This is a genomic window from Streptomyces sp. NPDC002573, from assembly GCF_042889625.1.
Lineage (GTDB): Bacteria > Actinomycetota > Actinomycetes > Streptomycetales > Streptomycetaceae > Streptomyces > Streptomyces gibsoniae.
In genome coordinates, this window is sequence record NZ_JBIARC010000015.1 from 135977 (window position 1) to 156736 (window position 20760).

At 70.3% G+C, this 20760-nt stretch carries 16 protein-coding genes; 6 read left to right on the forward strand and 10 right to left on the reverse strand.

Features of this window, described 5'->3' with window-relative positions; all coding sequences use genetic code 11:
- The 4 genes from ACFYX0_RS17135 to betA form a co-directional block, all read right to left on the reverse strand.
- Positions 1 to 1092, reverse strand: a complete 1092-nt coding sequence (locus ACFYX0_RS17135; RefSeq protein ID WP_388971031.1) for a glycine betaine/L-proline ABC transporter ATP-binding protein — start codon at positions 1090 to 1092, stop codon at positions 1 to 3.
- A 20-nt stretch (positions 1093 to 1112) separates the two neighbouring features.
- Positions 1113 to 2582, reverse strand: a complete 1470-nt coding sequence (locus tag ACFYX0_RS17140) for an aldehyde dehydrogenase family protein (protein WP_388971033.1) — start codon at positions 2580 to 2582, stop codon at positions 1113 to 1115.
- Between the two features lie 140 nt (positions 2583 to 2722).
- Positions 2723 to 3559 carry a 5,10-methylenetetrahydrofolate reductase gene (locus ACFYX0_RS17145; protein ID WP_388971035.1) on the reverse strand — a complete coding sequence of 279 codons (837 nt, stop codon included), beginning with the start codon at positions 3557 to 3559 and terminating at the stop codon, positions 2723 to 2725.
- 3 nt (positions 3560 to 3562) lie between these two features.
- Positions 3563 to 5233: a choline dehydrogenase gene (betA, locus tag ACFYX0_RS17150; RefSeq protein ID WP_388971036.1), complete on the reverse strand. Its 1671-nt coding sequence runs from the start codon at positions 5231 to 5233 to the stop codon at positions 3563 to 3565.
- 151 nt (positions 5234 to 5384) lie between these two features.
- On the opposite strand from betA, the gene ACFYX0_RS17155 reads away from it, so the two are divergent.
- Positions 5385 to 6182 (forward strand): IclR family transcriptional regulator, encoded by a 798-nt coding sequence (locus ACFYX0_RS17155; protein WP_388971038.1) that lies wholly within the window; start codon positions 5385 to 5387, stop codon positions 6180 to 6182.
- 71 nt (positions 6183 to 6253) lie between these two features.
- On the opposite strand, the gene ACFYX0_RS17160 is transcribed toward ACFYX0_RS17155, so the two are convergent.
- From ACFYX0_RS17160 to ACFYX0_RS17175, 4 genes are all read right to left on the reverse strand, one after another.
- Positions 6254 to 7387 (reverse strand): aromatic ring-hydroxylating dioxygenase subunit alpha, encoded by a 1134-nt coding sequence (locus tag ACFYX0_RS17160; RefSeq protein ID WP_388971040.1) that lies wholly within the window; start codon positions 7385 to 7387, stop codon positions 6254 to 6256.
- Between the two features lie 131 nt (positions 7388 to 7518).
- Positions 7519 to 8682: an NAD(P)/FAD-dependent oxidoreductase gene (locus tag ACFYX0_RS17165; RefSeq protein ID WP_388971044.1), complete on the reverse strand. Its 1164-nt coding sequence runs from the start codon at positions 8680 to 8682 to the stop codon at positions 7519 to 7521.
- Positions 8679 to 9041 (reverse strand): bifunctional 3-phenylpropionate/cinnamic acid dioxygenase ferredoxin subunit, encoded by a 363-nt coding sequence (locus ACFYX0_RS17170; protein ID WP_355920652.1) that lies wholly within the window; start codon positions 9039 to 9041, stop codon positions 8679 to 8681. The genes ACFYX0_RS17165 and ACFYX0_RS17170 overlap by 4 nt, the downstream gene beginning before the upstream one ends.
- Positions 9042 to 9403: 362 nt before the next feature.
- On the reverse strand, positions 9404 to 10489 hold the full coding sequence (locus ACFYX0_RS17175) for an S-(hydroxymethyl)mycothiol dehydrogenase (protein WP_388971046.1): 1086 nt from the start codon (positions 10487 to 10489) through the stop codon (positions 9404 to 9406).
- Between the two features lie 389 nt (positions 10490 to 10878).
- Between ACFYX0_RS17175 and ACFYX0_RS17180 the strand changes: the two genes are divergently transcribed.
- The 5 genes from ACFYX0_RS17180 to ACFYX0_RS17200 all read left to right on the forward strand — a co-directional run bounded on the left by ACFYX0_RS17180 (position 10879) and on the right by ACFYX0_RS17200 (position 18271).
- On the forward strand, positions 10879 to 11598 hold the full coding sequence (locus tag ACFYX0_RS17180) for an LLM class flavin-dependent oxidoreductase (RefSeq protein ID WP_388971048.1): 720 nt from the start codon (positions 10879 to 10881) through the stop codon (positions 11596 to 11598).
- A gap of 26 nt (positions 11599 to 11624) precedes the next feature.
- Positions 11625 to 12188 carry a cysteine hydrolase family protein gene (locus tag ACFYX0_RS17185; RefSeq protein ID WP_388971050.1) on the forward strand — a complete coding sequence of 188 codons (564 nt, stop codon included), beginning with the start codon at positions 11625 to 11627 and terminating at the stop codon, positions 12186 to 12188.
- Between the two features lie 90 nt (positions 12189 to 12278).
- Positions 12279 to 15332 (forward strand): FAD-binding and (Fe-S)-binding domain-containing protein, encoded by a 3054-nt coding sequence (locus ACFYX0_RS17190; protein WP_388971052.1) that lies wholly within the window; start codon positions 12279 to 12281, stop codon positions 15330 to 15332.
- Positions 15333 to 15362: 30 nt separating this feature from the next.
- Positions 15363 to 17165: a thiamine pyrophosphate-requiring protein gene (locus ACFYX0_RS17195; protein WP_388971053.1), complete on the forward strand. Its 1803-nt coding sequence runs from the start codon at positions 15363 to 15365 to the stop codon at positions 17163 to 17165.
- Positions 17162 to 18271, forward strand: coding sequence for an enolase C-terminal domain-like protein (locus tag ACFYX0_RS17200; RefSeq protein ID WP_388971055.1), 1110 nt, complete (start codon positions 17162 to 17164; stop codon positions 18269 to 18271). Before ACFYX0_RS17195 ends, ACFYX0_RS17200 begins: the two co-directional genes overlap by 4 nt.
- A 51-nt stretch (positions 18272 to 18322) precedes the next feature.
- Here the strand turns inward: ACFYX0_RS17200 and ACFYX0_RS17205 are convergent, their stop codons facing one another.
- Both ACFYX0_RS17205 and ACFYX0_RS17210 read right to left on the reverse strand, forming a co-directional pair.
- The gene (locus tag ACFYX0_RS17205) at positions 18323 to 19102 is read right to left on the reverse strand and encodes an Fpg/Nei family DNA glycosylase (RefSeq protein WP_388971057.1); all 780 of its coding nucleotides are present in this window, start codon (positions 19100 to 19102) and stop codon (positions 18323 to 18325) included.
- A gap of 96 nt (positions 19103 to 19198) precedes the next feature.
- Entirely contained in the window at positions 19199 to 20383 is a 1185-nt protein-coding gene (locus ACFYX0_RS17210; RefSeq protein WP_388971059.1) for an ArgE/DapE family deacylase, read from the reverse strand.
- Positions 20384 to 20760: the final 377 nt, after the last annotated feature.

Here is a 20760-nt window from a genome sequence, read left to right on the forward strand (position 1 = left end):
TCACGCACCGCCTTCCTGCCCGGCGACGACGGAGAGGATCTCCTCGTCGCCGACGATGCCGAGCAGCTTGCCGCCCTCGACGACCTTGACCGGCTTCTCCGCGGCGAGCACCGCCCGGGTGGCCTCGCGCACCACGACGTCCGGTCCCAACTCCGGCCCGTCGAGGGCGTCGTCGGGCCCGGCGGGGCGCATGATCCAGCGCAGGGTGAGGACGTCGCCGCGCGGCACGTCCCTGACGAAGTCCCGTACGTAGTCGTCGGCGGGGGCGCCGACCAGTTCGTCACCGGTGCCGCACTGGACCATCCTGCCGTCACGCATGATCAGGATGCGGTCGCCCAGCTTCAGCGCCTCGGAGAGGTCGTGGGTGATGAACACCATGGTCTTGCCGACCTCGTGGTGCAGGCGGATGACCTCGCTCTGCATGTCGCGGCGGATCAGCGGGTCGAGCGCCGAGAACGGCTCGTCGAAGAAGAGGACTTCGGGGTCGCCGGCGAGCGCGCGGGCGAGACCGACGCGCTGCTGCATACCGCCGGAGAGCTGGTCGGGGTAGGAGTTCTCGTAGCCGGCGAGGCCCACCAGTTCCACGGTCTCCAGCGCACGCCTGGTGCGCTCGCCCCTGCCCATGCCCCGGATCTCCAGGCCGAACGCCACGTTGTCGACGACCCTGCGGTGCGGCAGCAGTCCGAAGTGCTGGAAGACCATGGAGAACTTGCTGCGCCGCAGTTCGCGCAGCCGCCTGGCGTCGGCGCCCCGGATGTCCTCGCCCTCGAAGACGACCTCCCCGGCGGTCGGTTCGATCAGCCGGGTCAGACATCGCACCAGGGTGGACTTGCCGGAGCCGGACAGGCCCATGACGACGAAGACCTCGCCGGGCGACACCTCGAAGCTCACGTCCCGTACGGCAGCGGTACATCCGGTGCGGTCCATGAGCTCGCGGCGGGTGAGGCCGCACAACTCCTCGGATCCCGGCACCTGGTCGGCCTTCGGTCCGAACACCTTCCACAGCCGGCGCACCGAGATGACCGGGGTGCGCTCCGGGGGGTCCTGGGACGTGTCGCGCCGCTGCGACACCTCGGTCTGGGCTGGGGTCATGATCAGCCTCTTTTCGGCGTTCAGCCGCGGAACCAGTGCTGCGGCCGGGGTTGGATGTTCTGCCAGACGTGTTTGGGCTCTCGGTACTCGTCAAGGCCGGTCGGTCCCAGCTCACGGCCCACGCCGGAGTGTCCGAAGCCACCCCATTCCGCCTGCGGCACATAGGGGTGGTAGTCGTTGATCCACACGGTGCCGTGGCGCAGCCTGCGCGCCACCCGCTGGGCCTTGCCCGCGTCCTGCGTCCAGACGGCTCCGGCGAGGCCGTACTCCGTGTCGTTGGCGATGCGGACCGCGCCGTCCTCGTCATGAAAGCGCTCTACGGTGAGTACGGGTCCGAAGGACTCCTCGTGCACCACGCGCATGTCCTGCCGGCACTCGTCGAGGACGGTGGGCGGGTAGTAGAAGCCGCCGGCCAGCGCGGGATCGTCGGGGCGCGCGCCGCCGCAGCGCAGTACGGCGCCCTCGGCAAGACCGGCGGCGACGTACGCCTCGACCTTCTCCCGATGCTGTGCGGAGATCAGTGCCCCGGTCTCGGCCTCCGGGTCGAAGGGTCCGCCCAGGCGGATGAGCCGGGCGCGGCGCACGAGTTCGTCGACGAAGGCGTCGTGCAGCGAGTCCTCGACGATCAGGCGGGCGCCGGCCGAGCAGACCTGTCCGGAGTGCAGGAAGACGGCGGTGAGGGCGAAGTCGACGGCGGTCTCGAAGTCGGCGTCGGCGAAGACGACGTTCGGGTTCTTGCCGCCGAGTTCCAGCGCGACCTTCTTCACCGTCGCCGCGGCGGCGGCCATGATGCGCCGCCCGGTGTCGAGGCCTCCGGTGAACGAGACCATGTCGACGTCCGGGTGCTCGGCCAGCGGCGCGCCCACCTCGGCTCCGGCGCCCAGCACGAGTTGGGCGGCGCCGGCCGGGAGACCCGCCTCTTCAAGGGCCTTCATCAGCAGGATCGAGGTGGAGGGCGTCAGCTCGCTGGGCTTGAGGACCACGGTGTTGCCCGCGAGCAGAGCCGGGGCGACTTTCCACGAGGCCTGTAGGAGCGGGTAGTTCCAGGGGGTGATCAGTCCGCAGACACCGACGGGCTCGTAGGTGACCCGGCTGAGCGCGTCGTCGCGGCCGGTGTCGACCACCCGGCCCGCGCTGGTGCCGGCGACACCGCCGTAGTAGCGGAAGCAGGAGGCGACGTCGGCGATGTCGTACTCGCTCTCCACCAGGCGCTTGCCGGTGTCGAGCGACTCCGCACGGGCGAAGTCCTTGGCGTCGCGTTCCAGGATGTCGGCGATGCGCAACAGCAGTGCGCCGCGCTCACGCTCGGGGGTGCGGGGCCAGGGGCCGTCGTCGAAGGCGCGGCGGGCCGCAGCGATCGCCGCCTCGGTGTCGGGTCGGGTCGCCTCCGAGACCGTCGCGACCAGCGTGCCGTCCGCCGGACAGCGGATCTCCCGGTGGCCGCCCGCCACCGGGGCGCGCCATTCTCCGTCCACATACAGATCTGCCACGGCCGCGCCCTTCGAACGAAGTCGTTGCGCATTGTGCACTGCATTGTTTGTGGTGGAACACCCTGTCCGACGGGACTGACACCCGTCAAGAGGGTGGCGGGTCCCGGTTCGGTCACCGGAGCGGCGCTCTCGCGCGCGTGTCAGCCGCCCAGCCGGTCCACCAGGGCACGGCGCCAACGCTCCGTCTCCGCAATCTGGTTGAAAGTGAACAGGTGCAGGCCGGACACTCCCGCCGACGGCTCGGTGAACCCCTCCGCGCCGCGGGCGAGCAGCCTGTCCGGGGCGTATCCACCCGGTGCCGCGAGCCGCAGGAACCAGGACGGGTGCCGGGCGAGAAAGCGGGCCGACTCCCCCACCCCGATCTTCGTCGCCATGGACAGCAGCTTCGCCCGCTCCACGGGGCCGGCGACGCCCATGTACAGGGGCAGTGTCACGCCGCGGCGCCGGATCCGGGCGATCCAGTCGGTGAGCACGCGCGCGTCGAAGCACAGGTTGCTGACGATGTACGTGGCGTGCGCCTGCTTGTCCCCCATCGACCGGACGGTGATGTCGTCGTGGATGAGCGGATGACTCTCTGGGTACCCGGTGATCCCCGTGTCCGCGAAGGGCCTGCCCATGTCGGTCAGCGCGCGCAGCACCGGCAGCGCTCCGTCGTACGGCCCGGCCGGCGGGTCGGCATCACCCGCCGGGACGAAGACATCGTCGACCTGGGCCGCGCACAGCCGCTCCACGACGTCCTTCAGGTGCGCGTCGTCCCGCAGCAGCCGCGCGGGGACATGAGGGACGACGCGGTAACCGTGCGCCGCGAGCCGCTCGGTGAGACCGAGTGTCGGCTCCAGGCCCTTGACCGGCGACGCCGTGACCGTGACCACGACGTCGCGCGGCACATGGGCGAGGACCTTGTCCTCCGCCGCCTTCGCCGGCAGCACCTCGTAGCGGACGCGGGTGAGCAGCGCCCGCGGGGCTTGCCTGCCCACCGCTCACCCGGCCTGTTTCTGGGCGTCGCGGTGACGGTAGTAGGCGGCCTTGGAGGGCGGCAGCGGCTCCTTGCCGAGGATGAGGTCGGCCGCCTTCTCGGCGATCATCATCACAGGCGCGTAGATGTTGCCGTTGGTGACGTACGGCATCACCGACGCGTCCACCACCCGCAGCCCGTCCAGCCCGTGCACTCGCATGCTCAGCGGGTCGACGACGGACATCTCGTCGGTGCCCATCTTGCAGGTGCACGAGGGGTGCAGGGCCGTCTCGCCCTCCTCGGCGACCCAGGCGAGGATCTCCTCGTCGGACTCGACGGAGGGTCCGGGCGAGGTCTCGCCGCCGTTGTAGGGGGCGAGGGCGGGCTGGTTGAGGATCCGGCGTGCGACACGGATCGCCTCGACCCACTCGCGGCGGTCCTGCTCCGTGGAGAGGTAGTTGAAGCGCAGCGCGGGGCGTTCCCGCGGGTCCTTGCTCTTGATCTTCACCGATCCGATGGCGTTCGAGTACATGGGCCCCACGTGCACCTGGTAGCCGTGGCCGCCGGCCGGCGAGGAGCCGTCGTAGCGGACGGCGACCGGCAGGAAGTGGAACATCAGGTTGGGATAGTCCACGTCCTCGTTGCTGCGGGCGAAGCCGCCCGCCTCGAAGTGGTTGGTGGCGGCGGGGCCCTTGCGGAACAGCCATTGCAGCCCGATGAAGGGGGCGCGCCACTTCGCCATGTACGGCTGCACGGAGACGGGTTGTCTGCAGGCGTACTGGACGTACACCTCCAGGTGGTCCTGCAGGTTCTCGCCGACGCCCGGCAGATCGTGGACGACGTCGATGCCGAGGGCGGGCAGTTCGGCCGCGTTGCCGACGCCGGAGAGCTGCAGCAGCTGCGGGGTGTTGACGGCGCCGCCGCACAGGATGACCTCGCGGGCCCGGACCTGCTGCGGCGCACGGCGGCCCTGCTGGTACTCGACGCCGACGGCGCGCTTGTCCTCGAAGAGGACCCGGCTGACGAGGGCGCGCGTCTTCACGGTGAGGTTCGGCCGCTTCATCGCGGGCCTGAGGTACGCCTTCGAGGCCGACAGGCGGCGACCGCGGTGGACGTTGCGGTCGAACTTGGCGAAACCCTCCTGCCGGTAGCCGTTGACGTCGTCCGTGGACGCGTAGCCCGCCTGCCGGGTGGCTTCCAGGAAGGCGGTGAAGAGCGGGTTGGTGGCCGGGCCGCGCTCCAGGACAAGGGGACCGTCATGGCCGCGGAACTCGTCGTCCGGGTCGGCCGCCAGACAGTTCTCCATGCGACGGAAGTACGGCAGACAGTGGGCGTAGTCCCAGGTCTCCATCCCCGGTCGGGCCGCCCAGCGTTCGTAGTCCATGGGGTTGCCGCGCTGGAAGATCATGCCGTTGATGCTGCTGGAGCCGCCGAGCACCTTGCCACGGGCGTGGTAGATGCGCCGGCCGCCCATGTGGGGCTCGGGCTCGGACTCGTACTTCCAGTCGTAGAAGCGGCTGCCGATGGGGTAGGTCAGCGCCGCGGGCATATGGATGAACACGTCCCACGGGTAGTCGGGGCGGCCCGCCTCCAGTACGAGCACCCGGTTCGCGGGATCGGCCGAGAGTCGGTTGGCCAGTGCGCTGCCGGCTGATCCACCACCGACGATGACGAAGTCGTAGTGCAGGAGGGCCATGGTGCCTCGTCTCGCTCGCGCCGTCGATATGCGGGGCATGCTAGTACGGGTATCGCAATGCGCTCTAGGTTGCGAAGCACGCAACTTCCACGGTGTTTGTTCACATCGCGTTGCTTGCTAGGGCGTTGTTTACTGCGCGTATAGTTCCGTTATGAGCAACTACAGTCCGGATACCGAAACAAGCGGGTCGTCGTCCGGCGGGGTGCAGTCCGTCGACCGGGCCATCAGCGTCCTGGAGATACTGGCTCAGCGTGGCGAGGCGGGCGTGAGCGAGGTCGCCGCCGAGATCGAGGTGCACAAGTCGACCGCGTTCCGGCTGCTCGGCGCCCTGGAGGCGCGGGGACTTGTCGAGCAGTCGGGCGAGCGGGGCAAGTACAGCCTCGGCTTCGGCATCGTCCGTCTGGCGGGCGCCGTCACGGGACGTATCGACATCACCCAGCAGGGCCGGTCGGTGTGCGAGCGCCTGGCCGAGAGCATCGGCGAGACGGTCAACATCGCCGTGATGCAGGAGCACTACGCGATCAACCTCTACCAGGTGCGCGGCCAGGCCGCCGTCACCGCGCACAACTGGGTCGGTCAGCTGACCCCCCTGCACGCCACCTCCAGCGGCAAGATCATGCTGGCCCATCTGGCCACCGAGGAGCGCGCCGCGCTGCTGACGGACGCCGGACTGAAGAAGCTGACCCCCCGCACGATCTCCTCGAAGGCGAAGCTGGAGAAGAACCTCGCCGAGGCCCGGGAGCGCGGTTACGCCTGGACGCTGGAGGAGTTGGAGATCGGGCTGCACGCCATGGCCGCACCGATCCGGGACCGGGAGGGCGAGGTCATCGCGTCGATCAGCGCCTCCGGACCCTCGTACCGGTTCACCGAGGAGCGCATGCACGAGTTGGCTCCGGTGCTGGTCAAGGGCGCGGAGGAGATCAGCCATCGCATGGGATACCTGGGCTGACCGCACCCCGTACGACGGCCGCACGGCCCGCGTGCGCCCTCCCCGCGGGCCACGGGCACCGCGCCTGCCTGTCACTCGGGCTGACGCGCCCCGAGACGCTCCCGAACCCAGTCGTGGAAGGCGCCGATGTGGTGCTCACTGGGCACGAGCACACCGCCCTTGGCGTACAGCCGTGAGCTCATCCCCGGCTGGGTGCGCTCGCAGGCGTCGAAGTCCTGGCGGTTGACCCGGTCGAAGAGCTCCACGGACCGGCTGACGTCCTTGTGGCTCTCCACGACGTGCGGGAGGTAGAGCCAGTCGCACTCGACGACCGTGCGGTCGACGGCGACCGGGTACATCCGATGGAAGATCACATGGTCGGGCACGAGGTTGATGAACACCTGCGGCTTGACGGTGATCGCGTAGTACCGGCGGTCCTGTTCCTCGGAGACCCCCGGGATCCGGTCCAGGCCCTCGGAGCCGTCGACGGTGAAGCCCCGGACGTCCTCACCGAACTCGGCGCCGTGGCCCACGTAGTACTGGGCGGCGTAGCCGTCGGCGAACTCGGGGAGCACCTCGGTGAGTTCGGGATGGATCGTGGCGCAGTGGTAGCACTCCATGAAGTTCTCGATGATGAGCTTCCAGTTCGCCTTGACGTCGTAGACGATCCGTTGGCCCACCGCGAGGTGGGCGACGTCGTAGCGGTCGATCGACTCGACGTCGCCGAGGCGGGTGACCACCTCGCCGATGACGTCCTCCTCGAAGGAGGGCGGGTTCTCCGCCAGGCACACCCAGACATAGCCGAGCCACTCGCGGACGGCCACACTCACCAGGCCGTACTCCGTGCGGCCCACATCGGGCATCTTGGTGAGGTTGGGTGCCGCGACCAGCGTGCCGTCGAGGCCGTAGGTCCAGGCGTGGTACGGGCACTGGAAGGCGCGTTTGACCTCGCCCGTCTCATCGGTGCAGAGCCTGGCCCCGCGGTGCCGGCAGACGTTGAAGTAGGCGCGGATCGAGTGGTCCCGGGCCCGGGTGACGAGGATGCTCTCGCGCCCCACGTCGACGGTGCGGAAGGCGCCGGGCTTCGGCAGGTCCGCGGCGCGGGCGACACAGAACCACATCGTCTCGAAGATGCGTTCCTGCTCCTGGGCGAAGACTCCGGGATCCGTGTAGGCGGAGCCGGGAAGGGTGGCGATCAGGCTGTCCGGCAGGCTTGTCGAGGTCAACGCTTCACTCCTCGGGGAACGCCGTGGAAGGTTCAGTCACGTGCCGGGAAGGGCGACTTCACGCAGTCGTTGCATATAAAGCAACCCTGCGCCTCATGTGCAACGCAGCATGAGAGCTCGCCGACACGGTGTCAAGATGTCGTGGCGGTGAACTCCTTGCGCCGGCGGGTGAACAGCCGCGGCTGGTTCATCCCGAGCACGGCGACCGGCCGGCCCCCCCGCCGATAGACGGCGAGGAAGCTGCGGTCGTCGGTCGCGCCCTCCTCGACGGTCACACTGTCGGCCCCGGCGGCATGACCAACGAACTGGATCTTCACGCCGTACTGATCGGACCAGAAGTACGGAGGCCGGGGCACGCCCGGCTCCGTCGCACCGTCCGCGAGCAGCGCGGCGACGGCGGCGTCCGGCCGTTCCAGCGCGCCGGTCCAGTGCTCGACCCGGCGGTGGGTCCCGGTGCGCGGGTCGTACCAATTGGCGCAGTCGCCCACGGCGACCACCCCGGCCACGCTGGTGCGCCCGTCGGCGCCGCACTTCACACCGTTGTCGAGCGCGATACCGGACCCCTGGAGCCACTCGACGCAGGGACGCGCACCGACACCGACGACGACCGTGTCGGCGGGAACGCCGCGCCCGTCCTCCAGCAGTACGGAATCGACCCGGCGTTCCCCGCTCAGCCCCTTGACCCCCACCCCGCACAACAGCGGTACACCATGGTCGGCGTGAAGGGCGGCGACAACCCGGCCCATGGCCTCGCCGAGCGGTCCGGCCAGCGGGGTCGGCGCCGCCTCGACCACGGTCACGTCGAGGCCGAGGGCGTACGCCGTGGAGGCGACCTCGGCGCCGACGAACCCGCCGCCGATCACCACCAGCCGTCCACCCCGGGCGAGGTCGCCCCGCAGAGCGCGTGCGTCGTCGAGGGTGCGTAGCACATAGACCCCGGCGAGACCCTCGGTGCCGGGCAGAGTGCGGGCGGCGGCTCCGGTCGCGACGACCACACCGTCGGCGCGTATCTCCCTGCCGTCGGCGAGCCGGACCGCTCGCTCGGTGCGGTCGAGTCCGGTGGCGCGGGCACCGAGCACCCACTCCGCCTGGAGGTCCTCGTCGTCCCGCTCCAGCGCCAATTCCGCCTCGCCGATGGCACCGGCCAGGAACTCCTTGGACAACGGCGGTCTGTCGTACGGGCGATGGGGCTCGTCGCCGATGACGACCAGCCGGCCGTCGTACCCCCGCCGCCGCAGCGAGCGCGCGGCCGACAGGCCGGCCAGTGATGCGCCCACCACGGCCACGGTCCTCACGCCGCGCCTCCGGCCAGGCGGGCGGCGATGCACGGCGGCAGGTTGGGAGCCTCGGTGGACAGCCGGACGTAGACCGTGCCGCCCTCGACGACGACCTGGTGGGTGCGCACCGGGAGCTTGGCCGGGGGCGCGTCCACGGCTCCGGTCCTGAGGTCGAACTTGGAGGCGTGCAAGGGGCATTCGACCTCGCAGCCCTCCAGCCAGCCGTCGGCGAGCGAGGCGTCCTGGTGGGTGCAGGTGTCGTCGATGGCGAAGAGCTCGCCGTCGTCGGTGTGGAACACCGACACGGGCGGGTCGATGTCGAGCCGATGGGCCTCGCCTCGCGGCAGATCCGCAAGACGGCACGCGGGAATCATCATGACACCTCGGTGCGTATAACGAAACGGATTGCGGTTAGCGCAACGTCAGTCTGGAGGCCGTTCTGAACCCTTGTCAAGGCATCCACAAGCCGGGGTGCCCGAGGTCCGACGGCGGTTTTCCGGACACGTCGAAGCGACCTCGAAAGCGCAGGTGAACAAGGGGAACTGGAGCCTCACAGAAGCGACGACGGCCCTGCCCGGTGCCCCCTTGCGGGGCCGTTCGCCGGCCAGGGCCGCCTCGTCAACGGCGCGCGGTCAGAGACCGCGGTCGATCCCCTCCTGGAGGTTCGGCGCCTCGGCGGTGCGGCCGTCCGGCGCGAACGCGCCTGATGTGACGAGCCGGTCGATGCGGGCGCCTGCCATCAGAAGACCACCACCGACCGAAGAACGTCGCCGTGGTGCATGCGCTCGAAGGCCTTCTCCACCTCGTCCAGGGCGATGGTCTCGGTGACGAAGGCGTCCAGGTCGAGCCGGCCCTGCAGATAGAGGTCGATGAGCATCGGGAAGTCCCGGGAGGGCAGACAGTCGCCGTACCAGGACGACTTCAGCGCCCCGCCCCGGCCGAAGACGTCGAGCAGCGGCAACTCCAGCTGCATTTCCGGGGTCGGTACGCCGACCAGCACCACGGTCCCGGCGAGATCGCGTGCATAGAAGGCCTGCCGGTACGTCTCCGGACGACCCACCGCCTCGATGACCACATCGGCGCCGAACCCTCCGGTCAGCTCCCGCACCGCGTCGACCGCGTCGGCCTCCCGGGAGTTGACCGTGTGCGTCGCACCCACCCTCTGGGCCGTGGTGAGTTTCCGGTCGTCGATGTCCACGGCGATGATCTTCGCCGCGCCCGCGAGCTTCGCCCCGACGATCGCCGCGTCCCCCACGCCGCCGCAGCCGATCACGGCGACGGTGTCACCGCGACCGACGTTGCCGGTGTTGATGGCCGCGCCGATGCCCGCCATCACACCGCAGCCCAGCAGTCCGGCGGCGGCCGCCGACGCGGCCCGGTCCACCTTGGTGCACTGCCCGGCCGCCACGAGCGTCTTCTCCGCGAAGGCGCCGATCCCCAGAGCGGGCGAGAGCTCCGTGCCGTCGGCCGACGTCATCTTCTGCCGGGCGTTGTGGGTGTTGAAGCAGTACCAGGGCCGCCCTCGCAGACAGGCCCGGCACTGGCCGCACACGGCACGCCAGTTCAGGATCACGAAGTCACCGGGTGCCACGTCGGTGACCCCGTCACCGACCGCCTCGACCACCCCCGCCGCCTCGTGCCCCAGCAGGAACGGGAAGTCGTCGCTGATGCCGCCCTCGCGATAGTGCAGATCGGTGTGGCAGACGCCGCAGGCCTCGACCTTGACCAACGCCTCACCCGGACCGGGGTCGGGCACGACGATCGTCTCCAGACCGACAGGGGCGCCCTTGCTCCTCGCGACGACAGCACGGACCTGCTGGGACATGGCCACTCCTCGGCTGACAGAGGGACGAGATGTTGCCTAATGCGATACGCATCTCGTGTATCGCAACTCAGCATCGCGGAGGCCACATCAGGGGTCAAGGGACTGACCTCGGGAAGGCTCGCGCCTGCCGGGTGCGGCTTACCAAGTCGTCTCTGGCGGCGGGCAACTCCGCACGCGCGGCGACGAGTTCGGGCCGCGCTCGGTCGCCCCGCCTGCGTGACAACGGGGAAGAGCCGGCCGAGGCGGCGACGCCCCTCCACGCGGTCACCCCCCTGCCCGCGCCGCGCACAAACCCAACCACCTCCCCGACAACACCATGCACATCCTGGTTCCCCAGGGGTACTCGGGGTGCGGTCCCACGCCAGAGACGCGGCCCGGCAGGAGAGGCAATGGCTGAGTTCGGATACGTTCTGTCATGCGAGGAGCACAGCCCGGCAGAGCTCGTCGAGCAGGCCCGGATGGCCGAGCAGGCCGGTTTCAGCTCCCTGTGGATCACGGACCATCACCACCCCTGGAACGACCGCCAGGGCCGGAGCCCGTTCGTGTGGACGGTGATCGGGGCCTTGTCCCAGGCCGTCTCGCTGCCCGTCGAAACGGCGGTGACCTGCCCGCTCGTGCGTACGCGCCCCGCCGTGATCGCCCAGGCGGCCGCCACCGGTGCGGCGCTGCCGGGCGGCAGGTTCCGGCTGAGAGTGGGCACCGGCGACGGGCTGATCACGATGATGCCCGACGCCGCCATGGTCGAGCGGTTCCGGCGCGGTGGCGGCGGCACGAAGCCCGTGTACGGCGGGCTCAAGGTGTGCTGGGGCACGGACCGGCAGGAGGCGGTCCGCACCGCGCACCGCCTGTGGGCCAACGAGCAGCTGCCCGGGGAGCTCCCGCAGATCCTGCCGACCCCGCGCCACTTCGAGCAGGCGTCCGAGCTGGTCACCGAGGAGCGGGTGGCGGCGTCCGTACCGTGCGGCGACGATCCGGACGCGCACGTCGAGGCGCCGGCCGCGTTCGTCGACGCGGGATTCGACGCCGTCTACGTCAACCAGATCGGCAAGGACCAGCAGGGCTTCTTCGACTTCTACCGCACCAAGGTCATGCCGCGCCTGCGCGACTGACGCCCAAGGTGGTGGACGGGGTGCACATGCCCGGCGAGCAGGGGGGCTGCGCGCTCATCGTGATCGACATGATCAACACCTACGATCACGAGGACGCCGAGCTGCTCGTGCCCTCCGCCGGCCGGGTGGTGCCCGTCGTGGCGGAGCTGATCGGCCGGGCCCGCGCGGCGAGCGTCCCGGTGATCTACGCGAACGACAACTTCGGGTTGTGGCGTTCCCACCACGGAGAACTCGTGGAGGCCGCGCTGGCGCGCCCGCACGCCGAGCTGATCGAGCCGATCAAGCCCGACGAGGACTCGCTCTTCGTGGTGAAGGCACGCCATTCGATCTTCTACGAGACACCGATGTCCTATCTGCTGTGGCAGCTGGGGATCGGCACGGTGGTGCTGTGCGGCCAGGTCACCGAGCAGTGCGTCCTCTACTCGGCCCTGGACGCCCACATCCGGCACCTGGAGGTCATGGTGCCGAGGGACGCCGTCGCCTCTATTCATCCCCGGCTGGAGGCGGCCGCGCTGGAAATGATGGAGCGCAACATGGGCGCCCGCATCGTCATGGCCAAGCAGGTCGATTTCACCCGTCCGGCCGAATGACGGGGTCCGTTCGGGACCAATGCCTCGGCGATGAAGGGGTACCCGGTGGCCCGTACCGGACAAAGGCCCGCACCAGCCCGGAGGCCGACCATGAGCAAACCCGTCCGCGGAGAGCCCCTCGACGCCCTGGTCAGGGCGCTGCGCACGGAAACCGACGCCGAGGTCCGCTTCGACTCCGGCAGCAGGGGCGCCTACTCCACCGACGGGTCCAACTACCGGCAGGTCCCTCTCGGTGTGGTCGTACCCCGCACCGTCGAGGCAGGTGCCCGCGCGGTGGAGGTGTGTGCCCGTTTCGACGCGCCCGTGCTGTCGCGCGGAGGAGGCACGAGCCTCGCCGGTCAGACGACGAACGCGGCCGTGGTGATCGACTGGACCAAGTACTGTCATGCCCTGGTCGCCGTCGATCCCGACGCTCGTACCTGTGTGGTGGAGCCGGGCATCGTCCTGGACGAACTCAACCGGCGGTTGTCGGACCATCGTCTGCAGTTCGGTCCGAAGCCCTCCACCCACAGCCACTGCGCACTGGGCGGCATGATCGGCAACAACTCGTGCGGGGCGTCGGCGCAGGCGTACGGCAAGACCGTGGACAACGTGCGGCGCCTGGAGGTGCTCACCTACGACGGTCTGCGCATGTGGGTGGGCCCCACCTCCACGGCGGAGCGGGCCCGCATCGCGGCCGAGGGCGGCCGGCAGGCCGAGATCTACGACGGTCTGGACCGCATAGCCTCCACCTACCTGGCGGACATCCGGCGGGGCTATCCCAAGATCCCGCGCCGGGTGTCCGGCTACAACCTCGACTCGCTGCTCCCGGAGAACGGCTTCGACGTCGCCAGAGCCCTGGTCGGCAGCGAGGGCACCCTCGTCACCGTGCTGCGGGCCGAACTCGAGCTCGTCCCCGTGCCGCGCAACCAGTCGCTGCTTGTCCTCGGCTACGACGACATCTGCCGTGCCGCCGACGACGTGCCCCGTGTGCTGGAGCACTGCTCCCCCAGCCAGCTGGAGGCGCTGGACGGGCGGATGGCGGAGCTGATGCGCGAGGAGCACGCCTATCTCGACTCGCTGAGCGCCCTGCCCGAGGGCGACAGCTGGCTGCTCGTGCAGTTCTCCGGTGACAGCCAGGAGGACGTCGACGAGCGGGCGCACGCACTGCTCAAGGCGCTCGGCCGGGCCGAGCGGGACGCCTCGGTCGCCTTCTCCGACAACCCCGCCCGCGAGGAGAAGATGCTGCGGGCCCGGGAGGCGGGGCTCGGGGTGACCGCTCGCCCGCCGGACGACCGGGAGACCTGGGAGGGCTGGGAGGACTCCGCCGTCCCGCCCGAGCGCCTCGGTGACTATCTCCGCGATCTGAAGCGGCTGTTCGAGGAGTTCGACTACGACCATCCCTCCCTCTACGGCCACTTCGGGCAGGGGTGCGTGCACACACGGATCCCGTTCGGGATGACCACGGCGCAGGGGGTCGCGGACTTCCGCCGCTTCCTGGAACGCGCCGCCGACCTCGTCGCCTCCTACGACGGCTCGCTGTCCGGCGAGCACGGCGACGGCCAGGCCCGGGGCGAACTGCTGACCCGGATGTTCGGTGAACGGCTGGTGGCCGCCTTCGGCGAGCTCAAAGCCCTGTTCGATCCGGGTAATCGGATGAACCCGGGCAAGGCCGTGAACCCCAATCCGGTCGACGGCCAGCTGCGGCTGGGGGCCGCCTGGCGGCCGGCCACCCACGACACCCACTTCGGCTATCCCGAGGACGACCGCTCCTTCACGCGGGCGGTGCTGCGCTGCGTGGGCATCGGCAACTGCCGTACCCACGAGGGCGGGGTGATGTGTCCCTCCTACCGGGCCACCCAGGAGGAGGAGCACTCCACCCGCGGTCGTGCCCGGCTGCTGTTCGAGATGCTCGACGGACACCCCGACTCGGCGGTCACCGACGGCTGGCGCTCGGCGGAGGTCCGCGACGCCCTCGATCTGTGCCTGGCCTGCAAGGGCTGCAAGTCGGACTGTCCGACGGGCGTGGACATGGCCACGTACAAGGCGGAGTTCCTCGCCCACCACTACGCCGGGCGGCTGCGCCCCGCCGCGCACTACTCGATGGGATGGCTGCCGGTGTGGGCCCAACTGGCAAGCCGTGCGCCGTCCTTGGTGAACGGCGCACTGCACACTCCCCTGCTCGGCCGGGCCGGGCAATGGATGGCCGGGGTGGACACCGCACGCCGGCCGCCCGTGTTCGCCGGGACGTCCTTCGTGCAGTGGTGGCGCGGACGAGGCGCCGAGCAGCCGGACCCGTCGGATCCGGCGACCGTGGTCGTCTGGCCGGACACCTTCAACAACTTCTTCCATCCGTCGGTGGCGCTCTCGGCCGTACGGGTCCTGGAGGACGCGGGATTCCGCGTCGCCGTACCCACCACACCCGTGTGCTGCGGCCTGACCTGGATCTCCACCGGACAACTGGTCGTCGCCAAGAGGGTGTTGCGGCGCACTCTCGGTGTCCTGCGTCCGTACCTGGACGCGGGCACGCCCATCATCGGCCTGGAACCCTCCTGCACGGCCGTCTTCCGCTCCGACGCACCCGAGTTGCTTCCGGACGACGAGGACGTACGACGGCTGTCCGGGCAGGTGCGCACGTTCGCGGAGCAGCTCGTCCACCATGCCCCCGAGGACTGGCGGCCGCCGCAGCTGGCCCGGCAGGCGACCGTGCAGACCCACTGCCACCAGCACGCGGTGCTGAAGTCCGAGGCCGACCGCGAACTCATGCGCCGCGCCCACCTGGACGCCGACGTCCTCGACGAGGGGTGCTGCGGACTGGCCGGCAACTTCGGCTTCGAACGCGGCCACCACGAGGTGTCGTTGGCGGTCGGAGAGCTCGGCGTCCTGCCGTCCGTCCGCGGTGCCGCCCCCGACTCCCTGGTGCTGGCCGACGGGTTCAGCTGCCGTACCCAGATCGAACAGGGCGGCACCGGACGGCGCGCCCTGCACCTGGCCGAAGCCCTCGCCCTCGGCATGAAGGGCCCCCTGCCGAGCGACCGGCCCGAACGTCTGGCCCGACGGCCGGAACCACCCTCCCGTACGGCCCGCTGGGCCGCCACCGCTCTCGCGGCAACGGCGGCGGCAGTGGTGGGCCGGAGGGCCCTGCGGCATTCACGCCACCCGTAGTCGCACGCCACGTGCGGAAAGGATCAGAACATGTCGACGAAGGTATCCGACTACATTCTCCAGCGACTGCGCGAGTGGGATGTGGAGTACGTCTTCGCCTACCCCGGAGACGGCATCAACGGTCTGCTCGCGGCGTGGGGCCGGGCGGAGAACAAGCCCCGGTTCATCCAGTCGCGCCACGAGGAGATGTCCGCCTTCGAGGCCGTCGGCTACGCCAAGTTCTCCGGCCGTGTCGGCGTCTGCGCGGCCACCTCCGGGCCCGGCGCCATCCATCTCCTCAACGGCCTGTACGACGCCAAGCTCGACCATGTTCCCGTGGTCGCGATCGTGGGGCAGACCAACCGCAGCGCCATGGGCGGCTCGTACCAGCAGGAAGTCGATCTCGTCAGTCTGTACAAGGACGTCGCCTCGGACTTCTGTGAGATGGTCACCGTCCCCGAGCAACTGCCGAACGTGCTCGACCGGGCCCTGCGCACCGCCGTCGCGCGGCGCTCGGTGACGGCAGTGATCGTCCCCGCCGACGTACAGGAACTCGACTACTCACCGCCCGAGCACGCCTTCAAGATGGTGCCCTCCAGCCTCGGTCTGCCGCACTACACGCCCGTCCCGGACGACGACGACCTGCAACGGGCAGCCGACGTGCTCAACGCCGGCGGGAAGACCGCCATATTGATCGGCCAGGGTGCGCGGGCGGCGCGGGCGGAGGTGACGGCGGTCGCCGACCGGCTCGGCGCCGGTGTCGCGAAGGCCCTGCTGGGCAAGGACGCCCTGGACGACGACCTGCCCTATGTGACGGGCGCGATCGGCCTGTTGGGCACCCGGCCGTCGTACGAGATGATGCGTGACTGCGACACCCTGCTCGTCATCGGCTCGTCCTTCCCCTACACGCAGTTCCTGCCGGAGTTCGGCAAGGCGCGGGCCGTGCAGATCGACATCGATCCGCACATGGTCGGCCTGCGCTATCCCTTCGAGGTCAACCTCGTCGGCGACGCCACCCGGACCCTGCGCCGGCTGCTGCCACTGCTGAAGCAGGCGGAGAATCCCACCTGGCGCAAGAAGATCGAGGACGACGTCGCACGCTGGTGGAAGGTCATGGAACGGCGGGCCGCCGTCACCGCCGACCCGATCAACCCCGAGCACGTCGCCCACGCGCTGAACGGCGTACTGCCGGAGAACGTGGTGCTGAGCTCGGACTCCGGATCGGCGGCCAACTGGTACGCCCGTCATCTGAAGCTGCGCGGCGCCATGCGCGGCTCGCTGTCGGGCACCCTCGCCACCATGGGACCGGGTGTCCCCTACGCCATCGGCGCCAAGTTCGCCCACGGCGACCGGCCGGCCGTCGCGCTGGTGGGCGACGGCGCGATGCAGATGAACGGCATGGCCGAGCTGATCACGGTGGCCAAGTACTGGCAGGACTGGGAGGACCCGCGCCTGATCGTCGCCGTCTTCAACAACCATGACCTGAACCAGGTCACCTGGGAGATGCGGGCCATGGAAGGAGCCCCGCAGTTCCTGCCGTCGCAGTCCATCCCCGATGTCGCCTACGCCGACTTCGCCCGCTCGCTCGGTCTGACCGGCATGCGCATCGAGAAGCCGGACGACGTGGCGGGCGCCTGGCGGACCGCGCTCGCCGCCGACCGGCCGTGCGTGCTCGACTTCGTGACCGATCCCGCCGTACCGCCCATCCCGCCGCACGCCACCCTCGACCAGATCGAGGCCGCCGCGGCCTCCGTCCTCAAGGGCGACAGCGACCGCGCGGCCATGGTCCGCCAGGGCTTCAAGGCCAAGGTCCAGGAGTTCCTGCCGCACCGCCACCACGTGGGACAGCGATGACCGATGAGCAGGTCGTGGAACGGGTGGACAGCGCCGTCTACACCGTGCCCACGGACGCCCCCGAGGCGGACGGCACTCTCACCTGGGACAGCACCACGCTCGTCCTGGTCACCGTCCGCAGCGGGGACGTCACCGGGATCGGCTACACGTACGCCCCGGCGGCGGCCGCTCGTGTCATCGACGATCTGCTCGCCGACGTGGTCACCGGCACCGCCGCCCTCGACGTCCCGCGCATGAACGAGGCCATGCAACGCGCCGTACGCAACGCCGGCCTGCCCGGTGTCGCGGCCCAGGCGATCTCCGCCGTCGACATCGCCCTGTGGGACGCCAAGGCACGCCTGCTCGGCCTCCCCCTGGCCCGGCTCCTGGGCGCCGCCCGTGACGACGTGCCCGTCTACGGCAGCGGTGGCTTCACCACCTACGACGACGAGCGGCAGGACCGGCAACTGCGCGGCTGGGTCGAGGAGGAGGGCATCCCACGAGTCAAGATCAAGGTAGGTGAGTCCTGGGGCCGGTGCGAGGCACGGGACCGCCGACGCGTGGCCCAGGCCCGCGCGAGCATCGGCGAGGCGGCCGAGTTGTACGTGGACGCCAACGGCGGCTACGGCGCCAAGCAGGCCCTGCGCATGGCCGCCGCGTTCGACGACGAGGGCGTCACCTGGTTCGAGGAGCCCGTCTCCTCGGACCGTCTCGGTTCCCTCGCCGCGATCCGCAGCCGGATCATGGCGGACGTCACGGCCGGGGAGTACGGCTACACGCTGCCCTACTTCCGGTCGATGCTCGCCGCGGACGCCGTCGACTGTCTCCAGGCCGACGCCACCCGCTGCGGTGGCATCACCGTCTGGCTGCGCGTCGCCGCGCTGGCGCTGAGCCACGGCCTGCAGATCTCCGGACACTGCGCCCCGCACGCCCACGGCCACGCGGCGGCCTCGGTGCCGAACCTGCGGCACCTGGAGTGGTTCCACGACCATGTCCGCATCGAACGCCTCCTCTTCGACGGCGCCCTGGATCCTCACGGGGGTGCCCTGCGCCCAGGCCATGACGCCGCACCCGGACTGGGGCTGAGCATCAACGCCGAGCGGGCACATCCCTTCAGAACCCGCTGACAGCACGATCGCCCGCCCGTACGGCACCTGCGGAACGGGGACGGCGGTCGTTCAGGTCTGGCACTCGGGGCACCAGACCGTGCGGCGTCCGGCCACCCGGCTGGAGCGGAGCAACCCATGGCACCGCGGACACTCCGGGTCGCTGTCGTCACGGTGCCCGGTGAGCCAAGAGCGTCGCGGCGGCACGCACCCGGCACGCACCGACGTCTCCAGGACACGGCCCATCCTCGTATGGATGCGCCGCAGCGCCGTCTTGCTCAGATTCCGCGCCGGAGTCCGCGGGTGGACGTGCGCCCGCCAGAGGATCTCGTCGCACAGGAGATTTCCGAGGCCCGCGATCACGGACTGGTCCATCAGGGCGCTCTTCACGGCGCCTCGACGCCCCGACAGCAGTTCCCGGAACTCCGGTCCGCTCACGGTCGAGGCGTCGGGGCCCAGCCGGTCGGTGATGCGTGCGAGCTCGGTGTCGTCGGCCAACCGCACACCCTGCAGCTTGCGTTGATCGCGGTAGCGCAGATGACGAGTGTGGTCGAGTGTCAGCACGATGCGGTCGTGCGGGGCGATCGGGTCATCCGGGGCGCAGCACAGCAGTGCTCCTGTCATGCCGAAATGGCAGACCAGGGTGGGGCCGCCGTCCGTCGGCACGAACAACCACTTCCCGTGGCGCCAAGCCTTCCCGAGACGCCTGCCCTTCAGTTCCCTTCGCAGCCGTCGCACGGTGACACCCCGCAGAGCCCCGGCGTCCCGCACCTCGACGTCCGTGACGCACCGGCGCCGGCCGCAGGTCATGAGCACCTCGCGGAATCCTTCGACATCCGGCAGTTCGGGCATGAGCGCTTCCCGGTGTCCGTCGTGCGGCACACGTCCATCGCACCCCGCCCCTGCACTGATCGCATCCGGAACCACGGATCCGTACCGTCCGCGGGTTCAGGAACAGAAGTCGGCGACGGTGGCGGTGAGAATGTCGGTGAGGCGGTCCAGGGAGCCGAGGTCGACATACTCGGTCGCCGCATGCGCGCCCGCGCCGTCGACGCCGAAGAGCAGACACGGGATGCCGGCGCGGTCCAGGAGGGCGCAGTCGGTCCAGAAGGGCTCGGCGCGCACCGTGGGCGGGTGGCCGAGGACCTGCTCGGCATGGCGGGTGAGCGTGCGGACGACGAGTGCCTCCGGGTCGGCTTCGAAGGGGGCGCGGTGCAGGCCCCGGGTCAGCCGGTACCGGAAGTCGGGAAGAGCCTCGGCAAGACGGTCGAGTACGAGGATCAGCTCCCGCTCGACACTGTCCGCGCTCTCGCCGGGAACGGTGCGACGCTCCAGGGTGATACGGCAGTGCGCCGGGTAGGTGGAGGGTTCCTCGCCGCCGTGGATGAGGGAGGCGTGTACGGTGCCGGTGCCCAGGCGGGTGTGTGCCGGGCCCTGCGCGAGGCGCTGTCCCAGTGCCTCCAGGGCGACGAGGAAGTGTCCCGCTCTGGTGATGGCGTCGATACCGAGTTCGGGGCGCGAGCCGTGCGCCGCACGCCCTTCGATCTCCACGTCGAACCAGGCGAAGCCCTTGTGGGCGAGGGTGACTTCGAGGTGGCTCGGCTCGGTGACGATCGCCGCGTCGGCCGTGAAGCGCTCCAGCACTTCCTCGGTGCCCGCGCTTCCGTGTTCCTCGTCGGCGACACAGGCGAGGATGACATCGCCGCGCAGGGATGTGCGGGCGGTGGCGCGGGCGGCTGCGACCATCATGGCCGCGATACCGCCCTTCATGTCGAAGGTGCCGCGGCCGTACATCCTGCCGTCGCGGATCTGTGGGTCGAGCGGATCGCCGTCGTAGTCCGCGAGGCTGACCGTGTCGAGATGGCCGTTGAGCATGAGGGACCGGCCGCCACCGGTGCCGCGGGCGATCGCGACGAGCGAGGGCCGGCCGGGGCGCTTCTCCAGGCGGTGGACCTCGAAGCCGCGGGCGCCCAGCCATGCGCCGCAGAAGTCGGCGATGCGGGACTCGCCCGCCCCGCCGGGAACGAGGTCCGGGTTCACCGAGTCGACGGAGATCAGTCTGGCCAGCAGGCGGGCGGGGTCCGCGTCCAGGGGGTCGGGAACCACTGGGGTCGAGGGGGTCTCAGGGAGCATGGGGGGCCTTCCGGAGTGCTGATTCGTGATGGTCATCGAAAAGTCCGGACGATGTCCGCGGGCACGCCGATCCGGGCCAGTGCTGTGGCCGGGAAGGTCTGCCGGACAGCTCGCGGCGTCCGGTGCTGGGGGTGCCCCCACGCCTTTTCGGCAGTGGGGGAGCATCGCAAAGGCGGAGCATCGCCCGCGTACTGGATGTACTCGGGCGATGCGACAACGCGGCGAGGTGCCGTGCCGGGCGTCGCGAGCCGGTGAACCTTTCCGGTCGCGGCACTAGAAGAGTCATGAAGATCTTGCTGAGGGGCTGCCCGGCCGTGGGCCGGGTGGCCCCTCGGTCTATGCGGTGGCTGGGTTGATCGTCCATGTGCCGCCCGTGC

What these genes read in the sequence shown, in the direction of transcription:
- ACFYX0_RS17190 (WP_388971052.1), top strand. Translation starts at nt 12,279, where the DNA reads ATGAGCAAACCCGTCCGCGGAGAGCCCCTCGACGCCCTGGTCAGGGCG.
- betA (WP_388971036.1), bottom strand. Translation starts at nt 5,233, where the DNA reads ATGGCCCTCCTGCACTACGACTTCGTCATCGTCGGTGGTGGATCAGCC.
- ACFYX0_RS17175 (WP_388971046.1), bottom strand. Translation starts at nt 10,489, where the DNA reads ATGTCCCAGCAGGTCCGTGCTGTCGTCGCGAGGAGCAAGGGCGCCCCT.
- ACFYX0_RS17195 (WP_388971053.1), top strand. Translation starts at nt 15,363, where the DNA reads ATGTCGACGAAGGTATCCGACTACATTCTCCAGCGACTGCGCGAGTGG.
- ACFYX0_RS17200 (WP_388971055.1), top strand. Translation starts at nt 17,162, where the DNA reads ATGACCGATGAGCAGGTCGTGGAACGGGTGGACAGCGCCGTCTACACC.
- ACFYX0_RS17205 (WP_388971057.1), bottom strand. Translation starts at nt 19,102, where the DNA reads ATGCCCGAACTGCCGGATGTCGAAGGATTCCGCGAGGTGCTCATGACC.
- ACFYX0_RS17155 (WP_388971038.1), top strand. Translation starts at nt 5,385, where the DNA reads ATGAGCAACTACAGTCCGGATACCGAAACAAGCGGGTCGTCGTCCGGC.
- ACFYX0_RS17170 (WP_355920652.1), bottom strand. Translation starts at nt 9,041, where the DNA reads ATGATGATTCCCGCGTGCCGTCTTGCGGATCTGCCGCGAGGCGAGGCC.
- ACFYX0_RS17185 (WP_388971050.1), top strand. Translation starts at nt 11,625, where the DNA reads ATGCCCGGCGAGCAGGGGGGCTGCGCGCTCATCGTGATCGACATGATC.
- ACFYX0_RS17210 (WP_388971059.1), bottom strand. Translation starts at nt 20,383, where the DNA reads ATGCTCCCTGAGACCCCCTCGACCCCAGTGGTTCCCGACCCCCTGGAC.
- ACFYX0_RS17180 (WP_388971048.1), top strand. Translation starts at nt 10,879, where the DNA reads ATGGCTGAGTTCGGATACGTTCTGTCATGCGAGGAGCACAGCCCGGCA.
- ACFYX0_RS17135 (WP_388971031.1), bottom strand. Translation starts at nt 1,092, where the DNA reads ATGACCCCAGCCCAGACCGAGGTGTCGCAGCGGCGCGACACGTCCCAG.